The organism is Azospirillum sp. TSO35-2 (genome assembly GCF_003116095.1).
In the GTDB taxonomy this organism is placed as follows: Bacteria; Pseudomonadota; Alphaproteobacteria; order Azospirillales; family Azospirillaceae; genus Azospirillum.
The window spans coordinates 62580-86241 of sequence record NZ_LGRA01000018.1 but is presented as its reverse complement, the minus strand read 5'-3'; the positions used below and the strand labels follow the sequence as shown (position 1 = coordinate 86241).

22 protein-coding genes are annotated in these 23662 nt (G+C 69.0%); 9 read left to right on the top strand and 13 right to left on the bottom strand.

Annotation, left to right across the window (positions count from 1 at the left end; all coding sequences use genetic code 11):
• The first annotated feature begins 9 nt into the window (after positions 1-9).
• The 6 genes from TSO352_RS11425 (at position 10) to TSO352_RS11400 (ending at position 7639) form a co-directional block, all read left to right on the top strand.
• On the top strand, positions 10-1386 hold the full coding sequence (locus tag TSO352_RS11425; protein WP_109107476.1) for an aspartate aminotransferase family protein: 1377 nt from the start codon (positions 10-12) through the stop codon (positions 1384-1386).
• A 267-nt stretch (positions 1387-1653) separates the two neighbouring features.
• A complete protein-coding gene (locus TSO352_RS11420) occupies positions 1654-2388 on the top strand; it encodes an HAD-IA family hydrolase (protein ID WP_109107475.1) in 735 nt (244 codons plus the stop codon).
• 65 nt (positions 2389-2453) lie between these two features.
• Positions 2454-4061: an ABC transporter substrate-binding protein gene (locus TSO352_RS11415; protein WP_109107474.1), complete on the top strand. Its 1608-nt coding sequence runs from the start codon at positions 2454-2456 to the stop codon at positions 4059-4061.
• A gap of 121 nt (positions 4062-4182) precedes the next feature.
• Entirely contained in the window at positions 4183-5133 is a 951-nt protein-coding gene (locus tag TSO352_RS11410) for an ABC transporter permease (protein ID WP_109107473.1), read from the top strand.
• The gene (locus tag TSO352_RS11405) at positions 5130-5984 is read left to right on the top strand and encodes an ABC transporter permease (RefSeq protein ID WP_109107472.1); all 855 of its coding nucleotides are present in this window, start codon (positions 5130-5132) and stop codon (positions 5982-5984) included. Before TSO352_RS11410 ends, TSO352_RS11405 begins: the two co-directional genes overlap by 4 nt.
• Positions 5984-7639 (top strand): ABC transporter ATP-binding protein, encoded by a 1656-nt coding sequence (locus TSO352_RS11400; protein WP_109107471.1) that lies wholly within the window; start codon positions 5984-5986, stop codon positions 7637-7639. Before TSO352_RS11405 ends, TSO352_RS11400 begins: the two co-directional genes overlap by 1 nt.
• A gap of 26 nt (positions 7640-7665) precedes the next feature.
• Here TSO352_RS11400 and TSO352_RS11395 read toward each other — a convergent pair whose 3' ends face one another.
• Positions 7666-8142 (bottom strand): Lrp/AsnC family transcriptional regulator, encoded by a 477-nt coding sequence (locus TSO352_RS11395; RefSeq protein ID WP_109107470.1) that lies wholly within the window; start codon positions 8140-8142, stop codon positions 7666-7668.
• Positions 8143-8388: 246 nt separating this feature from the next.
• On the opposite strand from TSO352_RS11395, the gene TSO352_RS11390 reads away from it, so the two are divergent.
• Entirely contained in the window at positions 8389-9714 is a 1326-nt protein-coding gene (locus tag TSO352_RS11390; RefSeq protein ID WP_109107469.1) for an FAD-binding oxidoreductase, read from the top strand.
• Between the two features lie 21 nt (positions 9715-9735).
• On the opposite strand, the gene TSO352_RS11385 is transcribed toward TSO352_RS11390, so the two are convergent.
• From TSO352_RS11385 to TSO352_RS11345, 9 genes are all read right to left on the bottom strand, one after another.
• Positions 9736-10641, bottom strand: coding sequence for a LysR family transcriptional regulator (locus TSO352_RS11385; RefSeq protein ID WP_109107468.1), 906 nt, complete (start codon positions 10639-10641; stop codon positions 9736-9738).
• 90 nt (positions 10642-10731) lie between these two features.
• Positions 10732-11493 carry a TlyA family RNA methyltransferase gene (locus TSO352_RS11380; RefSeq protein WP_109107467.1) on the bottom strand — a complete coding sequence of 254 codons (762 nt, stop codon included), beginning with the start codon at positions 11491-11493 and terminating at the stop codon, positions 10732-10734.
• A 111-nt stretch (positions 11494-11604) separates the two neighbouring features.
• Positions 11605-12687, bottom strand: coding sequence for a sensor histidine kinase (locus TSO352_RS11375; RefSeq protein ID WP_109107466.1), 1083 nt, complete (start codon positions 12685-12687; stop codon positions 11605-11607).
• A 259-nt stretch (positions 12688-12946) separates the two neighbouring features.
• Positions 12947-14902: a methyl-accepting chemotaxis protein gene (locus TSO352_RS11370; protein WP_158284567.1), complete on the bottom strand. Its 1956-nt coding sequence runs from the start codon at positions 14900-14902 to the stop codon at positions 12947-12949.
• Between the two features lie 306 nt (positions 14903-15208).
• Positions 15209-17122 carry a 1-deoxy-D-xylulose-5-phosphate synthase gene (gene dxs / locus TSO352_RS11365; RefSeq protein WP_109107464.1) on the bottom strand — a complete coding sequence of 638 codons (1914 nt, stop codon included), beginning with the start codon at positions 17120-17122 and terminating at the stop codon, positions 15209-15211.
• Positions 17123-17142: 20 nt separating this feature from the next.
• Positions 17143-18045 (bottom strand): polyprenyl synthetase family protein, encoded by a 903-nt coding sequence (locus TSO352_RS11360; protein WP_199231567.1) that lies wholly within the window; start codon positions 18043-18045, stop codon positions 17143-17145.
• A gap of 1 nt (position 18046) precedes the next feature.
• Complete coding sequence (locus TSO352_RS11355; protein ID WP_247872042.1) at positions 18047-18319, bottom strand: exodeoxyribonuclease VII small subunit; 273 nt, start codon at positions 18317-18319, stop codon at positions 18047-18049.
• A gap of 145 nt (positions 18320-18464) precedes the next feature.
• Positions 18465-19394: a histone deacetylase family protein gene (locus tag TSO352_RS11350; protein ID WP_109107462.1), complete on the bottom strand. Its 930-nt coding sequence runs from the start codon at positions 19392-19394 to the stop codon at positions 18465-18467.
• 171 nt (positions 19395-19565) lie between these two features.
• Entirely contained in the window at positions 19566-19793 is a 228-nt protein-coding gene (locus tag TSO352_RS11345) for a sulfurtransferase TusA family protein (protein ID WP_109107461.1), read from the bottom strand.
• Positions 19794-20143: 350 nt separating this feature from the next.
• Between TSO352_RS11345 and TSO352_RS11340 the strand changes: the two genes are divergently transcribed.
• Complete coding sequence (locus tag TSO352_RS11340; protein WP_247872041.1) at positions 20144-20515, top strand: metalloregulator ArsR/SmtB family transcription factor; 372 nt, start codon at positions 20144-20146, stop codon at positions 20513-20515.
• Between the two features lie 24 nt (positions 20516-20539).
• Here TSO352_RS11340 and TSO352_RS11335 read toward each other — a convergent pair whose 3' ends face one another.
• Positions 20540-20926, bottom strand: a complete 387-nt coding sequence (locus TSO352_RS11335) for a DUF423 domain-containing protein (RefSeq protein ID WP_109107460.1) — start codon at positions 20924-20926, stop codon at positions 20540-20542.
• A 109-nt stretch (positions 20927-21035) separates the two neighbouring features.
• On the opposite strand from TSO352_RS11335, the gene TSO352_RS11330 reads away from it, so the two are divergent.
• Positions 21036-21800: a glycosyltransferase family 2 protein gene (locus tag TSO352_RS11330; RefSeq protein ID WP_109107459.1), complete on the top strand. Its 765-nt coding sequence runs from the start codon at positions 21036-21038 to the stop codon at positions 21798-21800.
• 5 nt (positions 21801-21805) lie between these two features.
• Here TSO352_RS11330 and TSO352_RS11325 read toward each other — a convergent pair whose 3' ends face one another.
• Together TSO352_RS11325 and TSO352_RS11320 are read right to left on the bottom strand one after the other, a co-directional pair.
• A complete protein-coding gene (locus TSO352_RS11325; RefSeq protein WP_109107458.1) occupies positions 21806-22033 on the bottom strand; it encodes a hypothetical protein in 228 nt (75 codons plus the stop codon).
• A gap of 89 nt (positions 22034-22122) precedes the next feature.
• Positions 22123-23649 (bottom strand): altronate dehydratase family protein, encoded by a 1527-nt coding sequence (locus TSO352_RS11320; RefSeq protein WP_109107457.1) that lies wholly within the window; start codon positions 23647-23649, stop codon positions 22123-22125.
• Between the last annotated feature and the right edge of the window lie 13 nt (positions 23650-23662).

Sequence of the window (23662 nt, the reverse complement as noted above, 5' to 3'; positions counted from 1 at the left end):
GAGAGGACCATGCTCAGCAATTCCCTGATCGAACTCGACCGTGCCCATCTGGTCCATCCCGTCGCCTCCTATCGCGGCCATGAGAAGGCAGGCGTCCGGGTGATTGCCTCCGGGTCCGGGGCAACGATCACCGACGCCGCCGGCCACCAACTGGTGGATGGCTTCGCCGGCCTGTGGTGCGTCAACGCCGGCTATGGGCAACAGAGCCTCGTCGCCGCCGCCACCCGCCAGATGCAGGAGCTGCCCTACGCCACCGGCTATTTCGGGCTTGGCAGCGAGCCGGCGATCCGGCTGGCGGCGGCGCTCGCCGAACGCGCCCCCGGCGACCTGAACCACGTCTTCTTCACGCTGGGCGGGTCGGACGCGGTGGACAGCACCATCCGCTTCATCCGCTACTACTGGCAGGCCAAGGGCCAGCCGCAGCGCGACCAGTTCATCTCGATCGAACAGGGCTATCACGGCTCCTCCACCGTCGGCGCCGGACTGACCGCCCTGCCCGCCTTCCACGCCGGCTTCGGCGTTCCGTTCGACTGGCAGCACAAGATTCCGTCGCACTACGCCTACCGCAACCCGGTGGGCGAGGACGGGGAGGCGATCATCGCCGCCTCGCTGGCCGCACTCGACGCCAAGATCGCCGAGATCGGCGGGCCGGAGCGGGTCGCCGCCTTCTACGCCGAACCGATCCAGGGGTCGGGCGGCGTGCTGGTGCCGCCCGACGGCTGGATGAAGGCGATGTCCGACCGCTGCCGCAGCCTGGGCATCCTGTTCGTCGCCGACGAGGTCATCACCGGCTTCGGTCGCACCGGCCCGCTGTTCGCCTGCACCGACGACGGCGTGGTCCCCGACCTGATGACCACGGCGAAGGGCCTGACCTCCGGCTATGTGCCGATGGGGGCCGTCTTCCTGTCCGAGGCGGTTTATGCCACCATCGCCGACGCCGCCGGGGCCACCGCCGTCGGCCATGGCTACACCTACTCCGCCCACCCCGTCAGCGCGGCGGTGGGGCTGGAGGCGTTGCGGCTGTACGAGGACGGCTTGCTCGCCAACGGCGTCAAGGCCGGCGCACGGCTGATGGCCGGGCTGCAGGCGCTGCGCGACCATCCGCTGGTCGGCGACGTGCGCGGGCGCGGCATGCTGGCCGCCATCGAGCTGGTGGTGGACAAGGACCGCAAGACCCCCCTGCCCGCCGCCGCCGAACCGTCCCGCCGGATTTTCGACCGGGCGTGGTCCAACGGGCTGGTGATCCGCGCCTTCGCGAACGGCGTCCTGGGCTATGCCCCGCCGCTGTGCTGCACCGACGACGACATCGACGCGATCCTGGAGCGCACGGCCCGCACGCTCGACCAGACGCTGGAGGACCCCGACGTCCGCCGGGCGCTGCGATAGCCGAAAACGGGGGAGTCCGCGGAAGAATCCGTGAACGCCCCCGCATCCGGCATTTTCTGCTGTCCAGGCCCGATGATTGGAAGACCGGCGGCAAGCCCATCGACCACACTGGATGGGACAGAAGACCGGAACTCCGGGCCACCTCCAGAGACGCCAGGGCGGCACCCCCGGCGCCAGCCCGACACCCCGGCGGACGATGCCGCCGGACCTGAAACGACCCGTCGGACCGGAACGGTTCCCACGCGGTCCGAGAGAGGAGTTGGTGCGTTGCCCAAGACTCTGCAGAGCTTCAAATATCTGACCTTCGACGTCGTCGGCACCCTGATCGACTTCGAATCCGGCATCACCGGATGCCTCGCCGAAATCGCGGCAGAGGCCGGAACCACGGTGGACGGCGAGGCGGCGCTGACCCTCTACCGCGAGGCACGCTACGCCCCGAACGCCGATCTGTTCCCCGACGACCTGGTCCGCGTCTATTCGGTCATCGCGCCGACGCTGGGCCTGCCCGCCGGCACGCAGTACGGTGAACGCCTGCGGGATTCGGCGGCGTCCTGGGCCGGCTTCCCGGACAGCAAGGACGCCATGGCCCGTCTGGCCAAGCGGTACAAGCTGATCGCGATGACCAACGCGCGGCGCTGGGCTTTCACCCATTTCTCCCGCGAGCTGGGCGATCCCTTCTACGCCGGCTTCACCGCCGACGACACCGGCGTCGAAAAGCCCAACCCCGCCTTCTTCCAGCAGGTGTTCGACTTCGTCGAGCGCGACGGCGGCAGCAAGGACGACATCCTGCACGTCGCCCAGAGCCAGTATCACGACATCGGGGTTTCCCGGCGCCTCGGCCTGACCAACTGCTGGATCCAGCGGCGGCACGCGCAAAACGGTTATGGCGGGACCATCGAGCCCGCCGAATTCACCGAGCCGGATTTCCATTTCCGCTCGATGGCGGAACTGGCCGACGCCGTGGATGCCGCCGCAGAGGCGTCGAAGACAGTCCCCGCGTAACCGGACCACACCGGAGCGCCCTGAGAACAAACGAACAAACAACACACGAACAGAGTGAGGCTGAGATGACCAAGACGCCTGAAACCTGGACCCGGACCGACGACAGCATGGTCGAAAGCGCCATCCGGCGCGGGGCCAACCGCCGTGACCTGCTCAAGATGCTGCTGGCAGGCGGGATGTCCCTGCCCGCCATCGACCTCGTTATGGGCCGCGCCAACGCCGCGGTTGCGGACGAACCGGTGAAGGGCGGCACGCTCAAGGCCGCCGGCTGGTCGGCATCCACCGCGGACACGCTCGACCCGGCGAAGGCGTCGCTGTCCACCGACTATGTCCGCTGCTGCGCCTTCTACAACCGCCTGACCTTCCTCGACAAGGCCGGCATCCCGAAGATGGAGTTGGCCCAGTCCGTCGACACCGACGACGCCAAGACCTGGACGATCAAGCTTCGCAAGGGGGTGACCTTCCACGACGGCAAGTCGCTGACCGCCGACGACGTGGTGTTCTCGCTGAAGCGCCACCTCGATCCGGCCGTCGGTTCGAAGGTTGCGAAGATCGCCGCCCAGATGACGGACATCAAGGCGGTGGACAAGAGCACCGTCGCCATCACGCTGGCCACCCCGAACGCCGACCTGCCGACCATCCTGGCCATGCATCACTTCATGATCGTGGCCGACGGCACGACCGACTTCTCCAAGGGCAACGGCACCGGCGCCTTCATCTGCAAGAGCTTCGAACCGGGCGTGCGGTCCATCGGTGTGCGCAACCCGAATTACTGGAAGGGCGGGCCGAACGTCGATTCCTTCGAATTCTTCGCGATCAGCGACGACAACGCCCGCGTCAACGCGCTGCTGTCCGGCGACATCCATCTCGCCGCATCGATCAACCCGCGCTCCACGCGGCTGGTCGACGGCCAGCAGGGCTTCGCCCTGTCCAAGACCACGTCGGGCAACTACACCGACCTGAACATCCGCCTGGACATGGAGCCGGGAAGCCGCAAGGATTTCGTCGACGGGATGAAATATCTCGTCAACCGCGAGCAGATCGTCAAATCCGCCCTGCGCGGCTTCGGCGAGGTCGGCAACGACCAGCCGGTGTCCCCGGCCAGCCCCTTCCACAACGCCGCGCTGAAGCCCAAGCCGTTCGATCCGGAAAAGGCGAAGGCCCTGTTCAAGAAGGCCGGCCTGCTGGGGCAGTCCATCCCGGTGATCACGTCGGACGCCGCCTCGTCCGCCGTCGACATGGCGATGGTGATCCAGGCCTCCGGCGCCGAGATCGGCATGAAGCTCGACGTCCAGCGCGTGCCGTCCGACGGCTATTGGAGCAATTACTGGCTGAAGGCCCCGATCCATTTCGGCAACATCAACCCGCGCCCGACGCCGGACATCCTGTTCTCCCTGCTCTACGCCTCCGAAGCGCCGTGGAACGAGAGCCAGTACAAGTCCGAGCGCTTCGACAAGATGATGCTCGAAGCGCGCGGCACGCTCGCCTGGAACAAGCGCAAGGAACTGTACGGCGAGATGCAGGTGATGATCGCCGAAGAGGCCGGCACCATCATCCCCGCCTACATCTCCAACGTGGACGCCATCACCGACAAGCTGAAGGGACTCGCCCCGAACCCGCTGGGCGGCATGATGGGCTATGCTTTTGCCGAGTATGTCTGGCTGGCCGCCTGATACAGTGGCCGGGCGGGGCGGTATGGCCGAAAGTCCGGCCGCCCCGGCCCACCATGGCCCGTCCCGTCGTCGCCCATCCGGGCAACCCCTCCGGGGGCGCCTCACCTCGCAGAGGCCAGGCATGACATCACGCGTTCCCTCCCTCATCCTCGGTCGGCTGCTCATCGCACTGGTCACACTGACGATCGTGTCCTTCGCCGTGTTCTTCGCCACCACCCTGCTGCCCGGCGACACGGCGACGATCCTGCTGGGGCAGGCGGCGACACCCGAGGCCGTCGCCGGTCTGCGCACGGCCATGCATCTCGACGAACCGGCCCTGCTGCGCTTCGTCCACTGGATCATCGGGCTGTTCCAGGGCGATCTCGGCACGTCCTACGCCAACCATCTGCCGGTGGCGACGTTGATCGCCGGCCGGCTGGTCAACACGCTGAAGCTGGCGGGACTGACCACCCTGGTGTCGGTTCCCCTTGCGCTGACGCTCGGCATCACCGCCGCCATGTGGCGGCGCACGCTGTACGACCGCATCGTCACCATCGCCACCATCGGCGTCATCTCCGTCCCGGAATTCGTGCTGGCGACCCTGGCCGTCCTGGTGTTCGCGGTTTACCTGAAATGGCTGCCCGCCCTGTCCTTCACCTATCAGGTGGACAGCATCTCCGGGCTGTTGCGGGCCTACGCCATGCCAGTCGTCACGCTGACCTTCGGGGTGTCGGCGCAGATGATCCGCATGAGCCGGGCCGCGGTGATCGAGACGCTGAACACGCCCTATGTCGAAATGGCGCTGCTGAAAGGGGCGTCGCGGCCCCGGATGGTTTTGCGCCACGCCTTGCCCAACGCGCTCGGCCCGATCGCCAACGCGGTGGCGCTGTCGCTGTCCTACCTGGTGGGCGGCGTCATCATCGTCGAAACCATCTTCAACTATCCCGGCATCGCCAAGCTGATGGTCGATGCGGTCTCCACCCGCGATTTGCCGCTGATCCAGTCCTGCGCGATGATTTTCTGCTTCGGGTATCTGCTTCTGATCACCACCGCCGACATCGTCGCCATCCTGTCGAACCCGAGGCTCCGATGAAGACACACTCCTCCACCGGCTTCCTCGCGGCGCGGTCCGGCTACCGGATCAATCCGGTCGGGTTGGTCAGCGCCTCCGTGGTCCTGTTCTGGGCGCTGGTCGCCCTGTTCGCCTCCTACATCACCCCCCATTCGGTGGGCGAGATGGTCGACGCCGACTATTTCGGCCCGATGCGGCCCGGCCTGTGGCTGGGATCGGACTATCTCGGCCGCGACATGCTGTCCCGTGTCATCCTCGGCGCCCGCTACACCGTCGGCATTTCGCTGGCGGCGGTCACCATCGCCTGCTTCAGCGGCGTGGTGCTGGGCATGGCCTCGGCCGTGCTGCGCGGGCCGGTGGACATGGTGGTCAGCCGCGTGCTCGACGCGATGAACTCGATCCCCAGCAAGCTGTTCGGCCTGATGGTGGTGGCGGCGGTCGGGTCGTCCATTCCCGTGCTGATCATGACCCTGTCGGTCATCTACATCCCCGGCGCCTACCGCTTCAGCCGGGCGCTGGCGGTCAACATCGACACGATGGACTACATCATGGTCGCCCGCATCCGCGGGGAGAAGCTGCCCTATCTGATCGGGTCGGAGATCCTGCCCAACATCATCGGCCCGGTGCTGGCCGACCTGGGCCTGCGCTTCGTCTTCATCGTCCTGCTGCTGTCGGGCCTGTCCTTCCTGGGGCTGGGCGTTCAGCCGCCCTATGCCGACTGGGGCGCGCTGGTGCGCGAGAACATCGGCGGCCTGCCCTTCGCGGCGCCGGCGGTGATCGTGCCGTCGCTGGCCATCGCCACGCTGACCATCAGCGTCAATCTGCTGATCGACAATCTTCCGCAGAAGATCCGGGACCGGAGTGCCTCCTGATGACCAACCTCGTCGAAATCCGCGATCTGACGGTCGAGGCCACCACCGATTCCGGTCGCCGGGTCGAGATCCTCAAGGGCATCACCCTGGACATCGCGGCGGGCGAAACCGTCGCCTTCATCGGCGAAAGCGGGTCCGGCAAGACCACCGCCGCCCTGACCCTGCTGGGCTACGCCCGTCCGGGCTGCCGGATTTCCGGTGGGTCGGTGCGGGTCGATGGCCATGACATGGCGGCTTTGTCGGAAAAGGAACGGGCCGCCCTGCGCGGCACCACCGTCGCCTATGTGCCGCAGAGCGCCGCCGCCGCCTTCAACCCGGCGGCGACCATCATGGATCAGGTCATCGAGGTGACGCGGATTCACCGGCTGATGCCGCCGGACGAGGCCCGCCGGCGGGCGGTCGTCCTGTTCCGCGCCCTGTCCCTGCCCGATCCCGACGGCATCGGCGACCGTTACCCGCACCAAGTGTCGGGCGGGCAGCTTCAGCGGCTGGCGGCGGCGATGGCCCTCATCGGCGATCCCAAGGTGGTGATCTTCGACGAGCCGACCACGGCACTCGACGTCACCACCCAGGTGGAGGTGTTGCGCGCCTTCAAGTCGGTGACCGCCAAGCGTCGGATCGCCTGCGTCTATGTCTCCCACGATCTCGCCGTGGTCGCCCAGATCGCCGACCGCATCATGGTGCTGAGGAACGGCGCGGCCCAGGAAACCGGAACCGTCGACGACATCCTGAACCACCCGACCCACCCCTACACGCGGGAACTGCTGCACGCCTTCCACCCCGACACCGGCGGGCGGACCGCGGCGGCGGAGGCGTTTGCCACCAACGCCGCCCCGCTGCTGGACATCAGCACGCTGAGCGCGGGTTACGGCCCGCCCCAGTCGAACGGGCAACCGCTGGTCCTCGCGGTCAAGGGGGTGAGCCTGCAAGTGAGGCGGGGCACCAACCTCGGCATCATCGGGGAATCCGGCTGCGGGAAATCGACCCTGGCGCGCACCATCGCCGGAATCCTGCCGGCTTGCGACGGCGCCATCCAGTTCGACGGGCGGGAGCTGTGGCACAGCGCCCGCCAGCGCACCCGCGAGCAGTTGCGCGACCTGCAGATCGTCTTCCAGCACGCCGACACCGCGCTCAACCCGGCCAAATCGATCGAGGACATCCTTGGCCGTCCCCTGACCTTCTATCACGGCCTGCGCGGCAAGGCCCGCGACGCGCGGATCGACGCGCTGCTGGACATGGTCCATCTGCCGCGCGCCTTGCGCCAGCGCCGTCCGGCGGAACTGTCGGGAGGCCAGAAGCAGCGGGTGAATTTCGCCCGCGCGCTCGCCGCCGAGCCGAAACTGATCTTGTGCGACGAGATCACCTCGGCCCTCGACACCGTGGTCGCGGCGGCGATCATCGATCTGCTCAAGGAACTGCAACGCGAGCTTGGCCTGTCCTATGTCTTCATCAGCCATGACCTGTCGGTGATCGAGGCGATCTGCGACGAGATCATCGTGATGTACCGCGGGCAGACGGTCGAAACCATCATCCCCGCCGCCCGGCAGGAGCCGCAGCATCCCTATTCGCAGTTGCTGTTCTCGTCGGTCCCCAAACTGGATCCGACCTGGCTCGACACGCTGAACCTCGACGCCGACCGGATGCGGGTGGCCTGACCGACAGGCCCCCGCAGCCAACGCCTTCACATCGGGAACAGCGTGGTCAGCGGCATGTGCGCGCGCACGATCGGCGATTTCAGCACGACGTAGCTGAAATACTTGTCGATGCCGATGTCCATGTCGGTCAGCTTTTCCATGATCTCCTGATATTCGCCGATGCCGGACGTGACGAACTTCAGCATGTAATCGTAGCCGCCGGACACCAGATGGCATTCCAGCAGCTGTTCGATCTTTTTGACGGCCGCCAGGAAACGGGCGAAATCGACCTGCCGGTGGTTCTTCAGCGTCACCTCGGTGAAGACGGTCAGGGTCTGGCCGAGTTTGCTGACGTTGATCTGGGCCGCATACCCCTCGATGTAGCCTTCCGACTGAAGCTTCTTGACCCGCATCAGGCAGGGGCTGGGGGACAGGTTTACCAGCTCGGCCAACTCCACGTTGGTGATCCGGCCGTTCTTCTGGAGCTGATGCAGAATCTTGATGTCGATGCGGTCCAGCTTCATGGGGAACCCATCCGGTTCGAGGGGCGGGGAGCGGAAAACGGCAGCAGAAAATTCTGCCGATCAGGCGATGGCAGCTTAGCACGCGCGGCCTGCCTGTCGATCATCAAGACGCTTTCCTCCGACAGAACAAAGCGTCGGGTCTTCGGGCATCGACAGAAGATAATGCCGTTGGATCGGCCAATGCAGCGCCCGCCGGTCCGCGCGCCATGGCTAGATGGTGCAACGCCGAAACCGGAGACCCGTCCCATGCCCGCGCCTTTGCAAGCCATCGCCTCCTCCCCGCGCCTGCCCGCTCAGGCGGATGTCGTCGTGATCGGCGGCGGCATCGTCGGCGTCTGGGCGGCCTACAGTCTGGCCCAGCGCGGCCTGTCGGTGGCCCTGGTGGAAAAGGGGCGGGTCGGGGCGGAGCAGTCCAGCCGCAACTGGGGCTGGTGCCGCCAGCAGAACCGCGACGCGCGCGAACTGCCGATGGCCACCAAGAGCCTGGATCTGTGGGACCGCTTTGCCGCCGAAAGCGGGGAGGACACCGGCTTCAGCCGTTGCGGGCTGCTCTATCTCAGCAACGACGACCAGGAACTGGCGGGTTGGGCGCGCTGGCGCGATTTCGCCCGGACGGTCGGCGTCACCACCCACATGCTGAGCAGCGCCGAAGCGGCCGAGCGTGGACAGGCGACCGGACGGCCCTGGAAGGGCGGCGTCTTCTCGCCATCGGACGGCATCGCCGACCCCGCCCGCGCCGCGCCCGCCGTGGCGCGGGCGATCATGAAGCGGGGCGGCACGGTGCATCAGGGCTGCGCCGCACGCGGGCTGGAAACCAGCGGTGGGCGGGTCAGCGGCGTCGTCACCGAACAGGGCACGATCCGCACGCCGGTGGTGGTCCTGGCGGGCGGGGCCTGGGCCTCCTCCTTCTGCCATCAGATCGGCGTGCGTTTCCCGCTCGCCTCGATCCGCTCGTCGATCCTGTCGGTCGGCCCCAGCGCCGACGGTCTTCCCGACGCCCTGCACACCGCCGCCGTGTCGATCACCCGGCGCGGCGACGGCGGCCACACGCTGGCGATCAGCGGGCGTGGGCGCGTCGATCCGACCTTTCAGCAAATCCGCTTCGCGCCGCAATTCATGCCGATGTTCGCGCGGCGCTGGCGCAGTCTGATGCCCGGCGGCTTGGGGGGCCTGCGTTCCGGCCACGAGACGCTGCGGCGCTGGCGGCTCGACCGCCCGACCCCGATGGAGCGGGTGCGGGTGCTGGACCCCACCCCGGACCACGGCACCATCCGCCTCACCCACGAGCGGGCCACCGCGCTGCTGCCCGGCCTGAAGGGGGCGCCGATCACCGCCGCCTGGGGCGGCTACATCGACAGCACGCCCGACGGCGTTCCCGCCATCGGCGAGGTCGGCAGCCTGCCGGGCCTGATCCTGGCCGCCGGGTTCAGCGGCCACGGCTTCGGCATCGGTCCCGGCGCCGGCCATCTGATCGCCGACCTCATCACCGCCCAAACGCCGATCGTCGATCCCCAGCCCTACCACCCCGACCGCTTCGCCGGCTTCTCCGCCGGGAAGGTCGCCGATTTCTGACCGGGAGGCCGGCGCTTCCGGTCAACTCCGTTCGGCGCCGCCCGGCTCCAGGGCACGGGCGGCCCGGCGCAGGCACGCGCGCATCAGGTCATGGCTGCCGGACAGCGGGCGCTCCTTGCTGGTCAGGATGGCGATGGGCACCCGGATGCCGGGACGGAAGGGCCGCTGGACGATGCCGGAAAACTGGTTCCACGGCAAAAGCCCGTCGACGACCGCCACGCCGATCCCCTCCCGGACGAAGGGGAGGGCGGTGATCGACAGATCGATCTCCACCGCCGGGGCATAGACGCCCCCCTCCGCCTCCAGCGCCCCGGCCAGGAGCCGGCCGGGCAGCGTGTCGACGCGGTAGGAAATCAACGTCTCCTCCGCCAGATCGGCGAACCCGACCTCGGCCTGTCCGGCCAGCCGATGCCCCTCGGGCATAAGGCAGACCAGTTCGGCATGCCCCACCGTTTCGACATGAAGGTCGGGATGGGGCATGTCGTTCATCGCCACCCCCAGCAGGACGTCGCCGTTGCGCAGCATGTCGATGATGTTGGCGATCGGGGCGACCAGCGACCGCACGACGATGTCGGGGTGCGCCTCGCGGAAGGCGGTCAGCGCCTTGGGCACGATGGACATGGACGGCGGCGCCGACGCGGCGAGACGGACGAGGCCGGTGCGGCCATGGCGCATGTCGAGCGTGCGCCGGCGCAGCGCGCCGAGTTCGGAAAAGATGCGCTCGGCCTCCGGATACAGCTCGTTGGCCTCCTGCGTCGGCACCAGCCGCCCGCGCACCCGGTCGAACAGTTTGAACCCGAGCTGATCTTCGGCGTGCAGCAGGATCTGGCTCAGCGCCGGTTGCGAGATGTTCAGCATCGCCGCCGCGCCCGTCACCGTTCCACAGCGCATCAGCGTGCAAAAGACTTCCAATTGGCGGGCTTGCATTCACGATCCTGGGCTCGGGCCTGAGGCACGCCGCCCCTTCCGGAATTCAGGGTTCCGGCGGGTGCGGATTATCGGTGCTCTCGCAGCGGTTTACGGTTCCATTCCGAGGAGAGCCCGGTCCTTCACCGCGCCGATCAGGAACTCCTTGTTGCCCTCCGGGCCGGTGATCGGGCTTTCGGTGACGTCCAGCACACGCCAACCCGCCAAGCCGTCCAGCCAGCCGCGGATGCGGTCGCAGACCTCCTGGTGAAGCTCCGGCTCGCGCACGACGCCGCCCTTGCCGACGCGGCCCTTGCCGACCTCGAACTGCGGCTTGATCAGCGCGACCAGCCGCCCGCCCGGCACGACCAGCGAGAGCGCCGCCGGCAGAACCACCTCCAGCCCGATGAAGCTGGCGTCGCACACCACCAGATCGACCGGATCGGGGATCTCGGCCGTGGTCAGGTGGCGGGCGTTGGTCTTTTCCAGGACGACGACGCGCGGATCGGTGCGCAGCTTCCACGCCAACTGGCCGTGCCCGACATCGACGGCGTAGACCTTGGCGGCGCCGCGGGTCAGCAGGACATCGGTGAAGCCGCCGGTGGAGGCGCCGACATCCAGCGCGGTCAGGCCGGTCGGGTCGATGGCGAAGACGTCCAGCCCCTTGACCAGCTTCAGCCCGCCGCGCGACACCCAGGGGTGGTCCTGCCCCTTGACCGTCAGCGGTGCCTCGGCCGCCAGCAGGTCGCCGGCCTTGTCGATCCTCTTGGTGTCGGAATAGACCAGCCCGGCCAGGATCAGCGCCTGCGCCTTGGCGCGGCTTTCCGCCAGCCCGCGCTCCACCAGCGCCACGTCCGCCCTCACCCGCGCCATGCCGACCGTCCTTTCGCGCCCGCTTCGACCTCACGGCCGCATTCCTGACGCGGAACGGCGCGAAGGGCAAGCCTTCGAACGATCGGGCGCCACGAAGCCGGGCGATGCGGGTCAGGCCGGCAGATCGACGGTGACGCGGGTGCCGAAGGGACCGGAGGCGGCCGACAGCGTGCCGCGCAGTTGCCCGACGAAGGCGCGCACCACCTTCAGGCCCAGCGTGGCCGCGCGGGTGATCTCCAGCCCGGCCGGAAGGCCGCTGCCCTGGTCGGCGACTTCCAGGCGGATCGCGCCGGCGTCGCTGCGGCCCAGCCTGACCTCGATCAGCCCCGGCGCTCCGGAGGGAAAGGCGTGCTTGGCGGCGTTGACCACCAGTTCGGCGACGATCAGGCTGAAGGGGATGATCGCGTCCACCGGCAGGTCGGTCGGCTGCGCCGTCACCTGGATCCGGTGGGCGCCGGGCAACGTCGCCTCCATCTCCAGACACAGCTCGCGCAGGTGGCCGGCAATGTCGACGGTGCCGGCACGCAACGCGGCGTGGGTGCGTTGGTGCGCCTGGGTGACGATGCCGATGCGGCTGCCGGCGTTCTGCAAGGCGCGGCGGACTTCCGGATCCTTGGACGACAGCGTCTGCAGGGTCAGCAGGCTGGAGACGAGTTGCAGGGTGTTCTTGACCCGGTGGCTGACGTCGCGCAGGCGCCGGTCATGCTCCACGGCCGAATCCGGGGTTTCCTCGGCGGTGACGATCAGGCCGCGGACGACGCCGTTCACCCCCATCATCGGCGTGACGCGCACATCCCAGAAACGCTCGCCATCCGGCACTCTGTCACCCGAGGCGCGGCTGCGCTGCGGCAGGCCGGTGCGCCGTGCCTCGTCCAGCAGGGTCGGCGGCAAAGCCGGGAAGCGTTCGACCACCCCGGCCCCCACCACCACGCCCAGCGCGCGAAAAGCGGCATTGGCGAAGCTGCACAGGTCGCCGCCCCCCTCCACCAGCGCGGTCGGCGTCGGCGTCTGGTCGAGCAGGCTGCGCAGCATCGCCGGGTCACCGGACGCGAACCCGGCACCGGTGTCCGGAGTGGTCGTCGGTAATGGTCCCGCGGCACCGCGCTCGCCACCGGCCTCCGCCCCCAGATCGGCCGCCAGATCCGCGCCGAACTCCGCGCTCCGATACGCCATCGCCGCTATGGTGTGCGCCATCGTTCCCGACCTCGTAGCCGCCCCTTGCTGCCCGCCGTGGCCTTCCGACCGTCTTTTCAGCAAGGGGCAGTGTACGGCGCGGCTCGCGATGCGCACCAGCCCAACAACCCGAAACTTTGCTAGACAAATAGCATTACGCCCTTCGGACGGGCGGTTCCCGCCATCGTACAGGCCCGCATGAGCGACGGTCCACCCCGCCGGCCCGGAAGCGCCGGGCCGGTCGGAACCGGGCGGTCCCAAGCGGGTCCGGCGGGCCCCATCAGGCCGCGCGCACCCCTGCCAGGAAGCTCCGCACTTCGGTGGTCAGCGCCTCCGCCTGACGGGACAGGTCGCGGGCGGCGCCCAGCACCTGGGTGGCGGCGGCCCCCGTTTCGCCGGCGGCCTGCTGCACCCCGGCGATGTTGACCGTGACCTCGCGCGTGCCGACGGCCGCCTGCTGGACGTTGCGGGCGATCTCGCGGGTCGCCTCGCCCTGCTGCTCGACCGCGGCGGCGATGTCGTCGGCGATGCCGCTGACCTGCCCGATGACCACGCCGATGTCCTCGATGGCGGCGACCGCGCCGGAAGACGCCTGCTGCATCTGCTCGATCTGTCGGCGGATGTCGTCGGTCGCCCGCGCCGTCTGGTTGGCCAGCGTCTTCACCTCGCCGGCCACCACGGCGAAGCCCTTGCCGGCCTCCCCCGCCCTTGCGGCCTCGATGGTGGCGTTCAACGCCAGCAGATTGGTCTGGCTGGCGATGTCCTGGATCAGCGTGACGACCTGCCCGATGCGTCCGGCGCTGTCCGCCAGTTGGCGGACCGCCGCGTCGGTCTGCCGGGCGTCGACCACCGCCTTGCCGGACACGTCGCGCGACCGCGTCGCCTGATCGCCAATGGCGTTGATCGAGGCGGCCAGCTGCTCGGTCGCGGCGGCGACGGTCTGGACGTTGCCGGTCGCCTGCTGCGACGCGGTCGCCACCACCGCCGACTGCCGGTTGGTGTGCTCGGCCGTCGCCGACATCGACCCGGCGGTCGCCTCCATCTCGGTCGCGGCGGAGGACAGGCTGCCGATCAGCCGGCCGACGTCGGCCTCGAACCGGTCGGCCAGCGCCTGCATCGCCGTCCGCCGCTCCTCATCCGCCGCCCGCTTCATGCGGTCCTGGCCGGCACGCAGCCGCTCCGCCTCGATCATGCCGCGGCGGAACACCTCCAACGCCCCGGCCATGGCGCCGATCTCGTCGCCGCGTCCGGTGCCGGCGATGCGGACGTCGGTGTTGCCGCCGGCAAGTTCGGCCATCGAACCGGTCATCGCCTGGATCGGTCGGGCGATGGCGCGCTCCAGCCGCCACGCGATGGCGAGCCCCAGGACCAGCGCCAGCACGCCGATGGCAAGCGCCAGCACATGGGCCTCGTCGATGGCGGCATCGAAGGCGCTGCGGTCGAGGGCAAGCGCGGTGACGCCGAACGCGGTGCCGCGGTAGTCGCGCACCGGCATCAGGACCACGGCCGAACCGCGCCCCGACAGCACCATCGTCCGCGCCGCGCTCGGCGCGGCCAGGGCCGCGGTCTGTTCGGCAACGCTGAAAGGCAACGATTCGGCGAAGGTGGAGGCGAAGACCTCGAACCCCTCCCCCTTGCGGACGTAGAAGGCGACGTCGGCGCCGGTCGAGGCCTTGAAGGATTCGAAGAATGGCTTGCCGAAGGACAGGCCGACCTCGAACGAGCCGAGCGCCACGCCGTTGCGCAGCACCGGCACCACCCCACGGATGCCGAGCCCCTCCACCCCGTTCTCCAGCCCGGCCACCGGCTGGTGGGTCTTGTTGACCTCCACAACGGTGAAGCGGATGGCGGACAGGTCGTCGCCGAACTTTTCCGGCCGGTGGACACGCAGGAAGGACCGCGAATCCGGCGTGTGGAACTGCATCTGGGTCAGGCCCTGCCGCTCCTTCAGCGCCTTGAAGCCGGGCACCAGCATGCGGGCCAGCCGGTCGCGGTCGCCGGCCGCGAAGGCGTCCTGAATCTCGACGTTGCCCGCCAGCCCCTCGGCCAGGGTCAGGGCGCGTTGCGCCTCGCTGGACAGCCGGGTGGCCAGGAACTGCTGCAAGGTCTGCAACTGGCGGTCCGCCGCCTGATCGACCAGCCGGTTGCTGAGCCACAGGTTGCTCAGCGTCGTCATCGCCACGGCAAGGAGCACCGTGACACCGAAGGCCAGGGCCAGCCGCACACCGATCTTCATCCGGGATGCCGGGGTCGCGCGCGCGGACCCGTCCGTCCCGCCAGCACCAGTCTCATCCACAGCCGCCTCCACCATGCATACCCTGCTACGCTCACGCTGCGTCCGGGTTGTCTAATAAAATGTGAACTTATTTACGGGGGTGTGTCGATTTCCGGTCGGGTGCGTCAAAGCGCGCCAAGCCGTTGTTCGAACAGGGAATTGCCGACAGACCGGATCGTCCGGACGCGCAACGGCCGCGCCCTTGGGGGGCGCGGCCGGTCGATGACGGTCGTGAGGGTTCCGACGCCGGAGGGGCGTCGGCCGAACTCAGGCGCGGGCGGCGGCGCTGCCGATGCCCAGGGCCTGCAAGGCGGTCTGGACGATGTGCTGCGCGGTCAGGCCGGCCTTCTCATACTGCTTGGCCGGCGCATCATGGTCGAGGTAGACGTCCGGCAACACCATCGGCCGGATCTTCAGCCCGCCGTCGAGCAGGCCCGCCGTCGCCAGGAACTGCAGAACGAAGCTGCCGAAGCCGCCGACCGAGCCCTCCTCGATGGTGATCAGCACCTCATGCCCGAGCGCGAGGCGGCGCACCAGATCCTCGTCCAGCGGCTTGGCGAAGCGGGCGTCGGCCAGCGTGGTCGACAGGCCGCGCGCCGCAAGTTCGGCCGCCGCCTTGCGGGCCTCGCCCAGCCGGGTGCCGTAGCTGAGGATGGCGACCTTGGTGCCCTCCTGCAGGATCCGTCCCTTGCCCAGCGGCAGGACCGAGCCGCGGTCGGGCAGCTCCAGCCCCACCCCCTCGCCGCGCGGGTAGCGCAGGGCCGAGGCGCGGTCGTCGATGGCGGCCTGGGTCGCCACCATGTGCATCAGCTCCAGCTCGTCCGCCGCGGCCATCAGCACGATGTCGGGCAGGCAGCCGAGATAGGCGGTGTCGAACGACCCGGCGTGGGTCGCCCCGTCCGCCCCCACCAGCCCGGCGCGGTCCAGCGCGAAGCGCACCGGCAGATGTTGCAGCACCACGTCGTGGACGACCTGGTCGTAGGCACGCTGGAGGAAGGTGGAGTAGATGGCGCAGAACGGCTTGAACCCCTCCGTCGCCATGCCGGCGGCGAAGGTCACCGCGTGCTGTTCGGCGATGCCGACGTCGAAGCAGCGGTCGGGGAAGCGCTGGCCGAACAGGTCCAGCCCGGTGCCCGACGGCATGGCGGCGGTGATGCCGACGATGGTCGGATCGGCCTCCGCTTCCCGGATCAGGGACTGGCCGAAGACGCGGGTGTAGGTCGGGGCGTTGGATTTCGGCTTGGCCTGGGCGCCGGTCACCACGTCGAACTTGGCGACGGCGTGCAGCTTGTCGGCCGATTCCTCCGCCGGGCCGTAGCCCTTGCCCTTCTTGGTGACGACGTGGATCAGCACCGGCTTGTCGTCGTCGGCGTCGCGGACGTTCTGCAGCACCGGCAGCAGATGGTCCAGGTTGTGGCCGTCGATCGGGCCGATGTAGTAGAAGCCCAGCTCCTCGAACAGGGTGCCGCCGGTGACCATGCCGCGGGCGTATTCCTCCGCCCGGCGGGCGGCGTTGCGCAGCGGGCGCGGCAGCTGGTCGGCGATCTCCTTGGCCAGATGGCGCAAGGACAGGTAGGGCTTGGACGAGATCAGCCGCGACAGGTAGGCGCTCATCGCGCCGACCGGCGGGGCGATCGACATGTCGTTGTCGTTGAGCACCACGATCAGCCGCGACTTGGCCGAGGCGGCGTTGTTCATCGCCTCGTAGGCCATGCCGGCGCTCATCGCGCCGTCGCCGATCACGGCGATGACGTTCTTGCGCTCGCCCTTCAGCCCGCTCGCCACCGCCATGCCGAGCCCGGCGGAGATCGAGGTGGAGCTGTGGCCGGCGCCGAACGGGTCGTATTCGCTCTCCGACCGCTTGGTGAAGCCGCTGAGGCCGCCGCCCATGCGCAGGGTGCGGATGCGGTCGCGCCGGCCGGTCAGGATCTTGTGCGGGTAGCACTGGTGCCCGACGTCCCAGATCAGCCGGTCATAGGGCGTGTCGAACACGTAGTGCAGGGCGACCGTCAGTTCCACCACCCCCAGCCCCGCACCGAGATGGCCGCCGGTCACCGACACGGCGGCCACGGTTTCGGTGCGCAGCTCGTCGGCGAACTGGCGGAGCTGCTCGGGCTTCAGGGCCCGCAGCTTGGCTGGCGTCGGACAAAGGTCGAGCAGCGGAGTCTTGTTGGCGGTCACGTCTTGCGGATCCTCACCAGTCAGGCGCGGCGCGCGACGACGAAGTCGGCGACGGCCTTCAACATATCGGCACGACCATCGAAAATGTCCAAGTGATCCGCCGCCTGGCGGGCCAGCATGTCGGCCTGGGCGCGGGCGCGCTCGCGGCCGAGGATCGAGACGAAGGTCGCCTTGCCGGCCTGGGCGTCGCGGCCGACGGTCTTTCCGGTTTCCTCCGCCGTGCCCTCGACGTCGAGCAGGTCGTCGACGATCTGGAAGGCGAGGCCGAGGTCATGGGCGTAGGCGCGCAGCGCATGGCGCTGCGGCGGGTTGGCCTTGCCCAGGATGCTGCCGGCCTCGCAGGAGAAGGCGATCATCTCGCCGGTCTTCATCCGCTGCAGCCGGGTGGTGGTGCCGAGGTCGAAGGTCTCGTGCTCCGCGATCAGGTCCAGCATCTGGCCGCCGACCATGCCGTGGCCGCCGGCCGCCTTGGCCAGCGCCGCGACCAGCTGGCAGCGGATGTTGGGATCCTCGTGCGTCTCGCTGTCGCTCAGCACCTCGAAGGCGTAGGTCAGCAGCCCGTCGCCGGCCAGGATGGCGGTCGCCTCGTCGAACTGGCGGTGGCAGGTCGGCCGGCCGCGCCGCAGCTCGCCGTCGTCCATCGCCGGCAGGTCGTCGTGGACCAGGGAATAGCTGTGGACCATCTCCACCGCCGCGGCGACGCGGATGGCGCAGTCGTGGTTGACCCCGAACAGCGACGCCGACTGCATCACCAGGAAGGGGCGCAGCCGCTTGCCGCCGTTCAGGCAGCCATAGCGCATGGCGTCGAACAGCCGCGCTTCCGCCAGATCGGTGGTCGGCAGCAGGGCGCCGATCTTGATCTCGACGGCCTGGGCGATCTCCGCCATGGCGGTCTTCAGGTCGGTTTGGGATATGGTCTGCACGTCAGTCGATCCGGGCGGGTTCGGTGCCGAGCGAACCGTCGGCACTCACGGTGATGCGATCGATCTTGGCCTGCGCCTCGCGCAGCTTCAACTCGCAATGGCGCTTCAGCGCGGTGCCGCGTTCATAGGACGCGATGGCGTCGTCGAGCTTGCCGCGGCCTTCCTCGAGCTGGCGGACGATCCGTTCCAGTTCGGCGAGCGCGTCCTCGAAGGTCAGGGCGGCGATGTCCGGCGGGATCGGAGAAGAAGACGGCACGGCGGAGGAAGGGGGCATGTCGGGCAGAACCATAGGATGAGACCTCAAGCCCGCGAAGTTAGGCCCCGCCCACGTCCGGCGCAAGGGCCGAGGCAGGTCGACGCCCCGGCCCTTGCGGCCTATGCGGTCGGATAGGGCCCGCCCCCCGTCGGGAGTGGCCCCTTCAGCAATACATCAGCTCGCGCACATGGGCCGCGCTGGCCGACGCCAGCGCCCGCAGGTTGTACCCGCCCTCCAGCACCGAGACGATGCGCGCGCCGCAATGGGTGCGGGCCAACTCGCCCAGCTTGCGCGTCGCCCAGACGAAATCGTCGTCGATCAGGTGCAGGCCGGCCAGCGGGTCACGCGAATGGGCGTCGAAGCCGGCCGAGATGATCAGCAGGTCCGGTTTGAAATGATCGATCGCCGGCAGGATGATGTGGGTCATCGCGTGCCGGAACTCCGGCGATCCGGCCATCGCCGGCAGCGGCGCGTTGACGCAGTTGCCGTACTCGCCCGTCTCACCGGCGTCGCCGGTGCCGGGATAGAGCGGCGACTGGTGGGTCGAGCAATAGAGCAGGTCGGGGTCGTGCTGGAAGATGTCCTGGGTGCCGTTGCCGTGATGGACGTCGAAATCCATCACCGCCACCCGCTGCAGCCCGTGCGCCGCCCGCGCGTGGTAGGCGCCGACGGCGGCGTTGTTGAACAGGCAGAAGCCCATCGCCTTCTCCCGTTCCGCGTGGTGGCCGGGGGGGCGCACGGCGCAGAAGGCGTTGCGCGACTGGCCGGTCGCCACCGCGTCGACCGCGGCGACCACCGCCCCGGCGGCCCGCAGCGCCGCCTCCCCCGATCCGGGCGACACCACGGTGTCGGCGTCGATGCCCGCATGCTCCACGTCGGGGATGGTCGCCAGCACCCGCTCTATGTGCGATTGCGGGTGCGCGCGGGCGAGTTGTTCCACCGTGGCGCGCGGCGCCTCCTGCCGTTCCAGCATGTGGAACTCTTCCGTTTCCAGGGCGGCCAGCACGGCGCGCAGGCGGTCGGAGCATTCAGGATGCCCCAGTCCCGTGTCGTGCTCCAGGCACGCCGGGTGGGTGAACAGGGTGGTGAACATGGTTTTTTTCGGTCGTTATCGTTGGCGTTCAGAGCGTTTCCGAAAACCATTCTTCCTGCATCGCTAATGAAAGTACAGGCTGAATCCAGGACGATTCGTCACACTCCACCTTTGGGAGCCGGTCGGAATCCGGGCATCCGGAGGGCGGATGCGAGCCGGCCGGGAGAAAGCCTAGACGACCCGTTCGATGACGAAGCGCAGGACGCCGTCCGCCTCCTCGGAGGACAGCAGGCGGTTGCCGGTCGCCTCGCAGAAGGCGGGAAAATCCTTCAGCGCGCCGGGATCGGTCGCCTCGATGGTCAGGGTATCGCCGACGGCGAGGGCCTTCAGCGCCTTACGCGCGCGCAGCACCGGCAGCGGGCATTGCAAGCCCTTGGTGTCCAACGGATGATCGGTCATGGAACCGATGCTAGCCGACCCGGATTTTCCTGTCACCCGCCGATGTCGGTATCGCGGTGGTGGACGGTTGCCGGTTGACGGACGGGGTCATGCCGCGCCACAACTCCGGCGTGACGTTCCACAACCACGTTCACGCCGCCGCTGGAGAAAAACCCCATTGTTCCGCAATGGTCATGCTCACGCTGTGGGCGACGCCAAGCAGCGGACCGGTTCCCCATTGCGGTTTTCCGCATGTGGACAATGCGAGCGTGTTGCGAATATACTAGCATACAAACCAATTTCTTTGCCGCGCCACGCAACAATGGTGCGCCGACAAGACCAATCGGAACGGACAGGGCGACGGGAAAGCGATGAAGATCGAGGATTTGCAGGCCAACGCCCGACGCGCCAGCGCGCTGCTGAAGGCGATGTGCAACGAACGGCGCCTTCTCATCCTGTGCCATCTGAGCCAGGGCGAGCGGTCGGTCGGCGAGATGGAGGAGCTGGTCGGCCTCAGCCAGTCGGCCCTGTCCCAGCATCTGGCCCGCCTGCGCCGCGACAAGCTGGTCCGCACCCGCCGCAGCGCCCAGAACATCTATTACTCGCTGAACGGCCACGAGGCGCAGACGATCATGGCCACCCTGCACGGCCTGTACTGCACGCCGGGCAGCGAGGAGCACGCGACCAACGACGATGCCCGTGACAGCGAGCAGTCGCCGCTGCAGGTTGCGACCGGCGCCTGAACGTCCCGCCTCGCGAACGCCGGTTCAGCCGCGTGCCCGCACCGCCGAGACGGCCAGGGCGATCCAGCCCAGCATGAAGGCCCAGCCGCCGGCCGGCGCGGTCATCGGCACCGGCAGCGGGCCGATGGTGGCCAACGCGTAGAGCGTGCCGCTGAACAGCAGGATCCCCGCCACGAACAGCCAGCCGGCCAGCCGCAGCGCCGTCCGGCCGCGCTCCCCCAGCCGCGGCGCCAGCGCCACCAGGGCGACCAGCGCCAGCGCGTGCCCCATCTGATACTGCCCGGCGAGGCGGAACCACTCCTGGGCCTGCGGCTGGGCGGCCAGCGCGTGGCTGGCGTAGGCCCCGGTGCCGACCGCGACGGCGCCGTTCAGCGCGGCGAAGACGATCCAGATCCGGTCGATCGATCCCACGAGCGTCGTTCCCTTCTCCAACCAGCCCCCGAAGCCTGCGCCGAAGCACGGGCGGTGCTATCATGCCGCCTGTCTACACGCAGGCCACAGGCGCGAGCAAGAAACCACCATGACCACCGCATCCCCCGCCCCGCTGGTCAGCATCGTCACGCCGACATGGCAGCGCGAGGACTTCCTGCCACGCCTGCACGCCCGCATCCGGGCCCAGACGGTCCAGGACATCGAATGGCTGGTGTTCGACGACAGCCCGCGCCCGTCGGCCTATCTGAAGCCGCTGGCCAACCCGCGGCTGAAGTATTTCTACTCGGCCAGCCGCTACGCCATCGGCGAAAAGCGCAACATCCTGGCGGAGCACGCGCGCGGGTCGGTGATCGTCCATATGGACGACGATGACTTCTACGCCCCGGCCTACATCGAGCGGATGCTCGGCTGGCTGGACCAGGGGCATGATGTGGTGAAGCTGTCGGGCTGGTTCCTCTACACCGCGGTGCACCGGCGCTTCGGCTATTGGGACACCGCCCGCGGCGGCTCGCACCACCGCTGGGGTCGCCAGACCTGCGCCTATGTCGAGGCGCCGGACGCCCCGCCCTCCCCCGACAACCTCGACGGCTACGGCTTTTCCTACGCCTACCGCCGGGCGGTGTGGGAGGCGGTGCGCTTTCCGGCGGTGAACGCCTGCGAGGACGCGCCCTTCATCAAGGCCGCGCGCGAGCGGTTCCGCGTCGGCGCCTTCCCGGACGCGGAGGGGCTGTGCCTGCACACGCTGCACGCCCGCAGCAGCAGCCTGTGCCTGCCGCAATACGAACTGCCGCCGGTGCTGTTGGACCGTCTGTTCGGGCCGGAGGTGGCGCCCTACACGAACGCCGAAACCTGAGGCGCCTAAACCTGAACGTCGAGGAACATGCCGCGGCGGTAGTTGCGCGGCAGGGTCAGCACACCGTTGACCACCAGGGCGGCCAGTTCGCGCAGGCTGGGGATGCGCTGCCGTCCCTGCTGGCCGACGCCTTCGGCGCGGGCGCGCGCGCCAATGGCGGGGACGCGCCCGCCACCGGAGTCGGGGCGGATCGGCTCGTTCGAACGGTCGCCGGTGCGTCGGGTCTCTACCATGGCCGGATATTTACCATAAATCCCGACCGACGGGAAGAGCCCGGCTCAGCGGTGGTCATACACGGTCAGGAGGACATCCGAACCCGGCATCACATCACGGCGCCGATCTGCCAGGGCACGAACTCGTTGTCGCCCAGCCCATGCTCCTCGCTGCGGCTGCGTCGGCCCGACGCCGTCTCCAGCATCAGGCGGAACAGGGCGGCCCCGGCCTCCGCGACGCTGACTCCGCCGTCCAGCACGGCGCCGCCGTTGAAGTCCATGTCCTCGCCCATGCGGGCGAACAGGGCGCTGTTGGTGGCGATCTTCAGCGACGGCGTCGGCTTGCAGCCGTAGGTGGAGCCGCGGCCGGTGGTGAAGGCGATCAGGTTCGCCCCGCCCGCCACTTGGCCGGTCGCCGACACCGGGTCGTAGCCCGGCGTGTCCATGAACACCAGCCCGGCCTCGGTCACCGGCTCGGCGTAATCGACGACCGCGTTCAGGCGGGTGCCGCCGCCCTTCGCCACCGCGCCCAGCGACTTTTCCAGGATGGTGGTGATGCCGCCCGCCTTGTTGCCGGGCGACGGATTGTTGTTCATGTCGCCCTTGTGCATCCGGGTGTAGTCCTCCCACCAGCGGATGCGGTCCATCAGCTTGTCGGCGACGGCGGGCGAGGCGGCGCGGGCGGTCAGCAGATGCTCGGCGCCATAGATCTCCGGGGTTTCCGACAGAATCGCGGTGCCGCCCTGGGCCGCCAGCAGGTCGACCGCCGCGCCCAGCACCGGGTTGGCGGTGATGCCGGAATAGCCGTCCGACCCGCCGCATTGCAGCCCGACCATCAGGTGGCGGGCCGGCACCGGCTCGCGCCGGACGTCGTTGGCGATCGGCAGCATCGCCCGCACCAGGGCGACGCCGCGGTCGATGGTCTCGCGGGTGCCGCCCTCGTCCTGGATGGTCAGGGTGGCGATCAGCCCGTCGGGGCGGGGCGCCAGCGTCTGGGCCAGGGGAGCGATCTGGTTCATCTCGCAGCCCAGCCCGACCAGCAGCAGCCCGGCGAAGTTGGCGTGGTCGGCGTAGCCGCGCAGGGTGCGGCGCAGGATTGCCATCCCCTCCCCCGTGCCGTTCATGCCGCAGCCGGTGCCGTGGACGATGGCGACGACGCCGTCGACGTTCGGATAGTCGGCCAGCGCCGCACCCTGAAAGGCGTCGGCGATGCGTTTGCAGACGGTGGCCGAGCAGTTCACGCTGGCGATCACGCCGATGTAGTTGCGCGTCGCGACCTGGCCGGACGGGCGGCGGATGCCGAGGAACTGCGCCTCCTCCACCGCGCCGGACGCCTCGACGATGCGGGAGACGCCGTGCTCCAGCCGGGCGTCGCCCATGCCGAGGTTGTGGACGTGAACATGGTCGCCGGGCGCGATGTCCCGCGTGGCGACGCCGATGACCTGCCCGTACTTCACCACCGGCTCGCCGGTCCCGACGGCGCGGAGCGCCATCTTGTGGCCGCTGGGGATCGTCGCCGCGGCGGTCCCGGCGAAGGCACCGGCCTCCACCGGGCTGCCGGCCGCGACCTCACGGGTGGCGACGGCGACGGTGTCGGCCGGGTGGAGTAGGAGGAAAGTCGGAACGGAAGACGTCATGACGGTGTCCTCG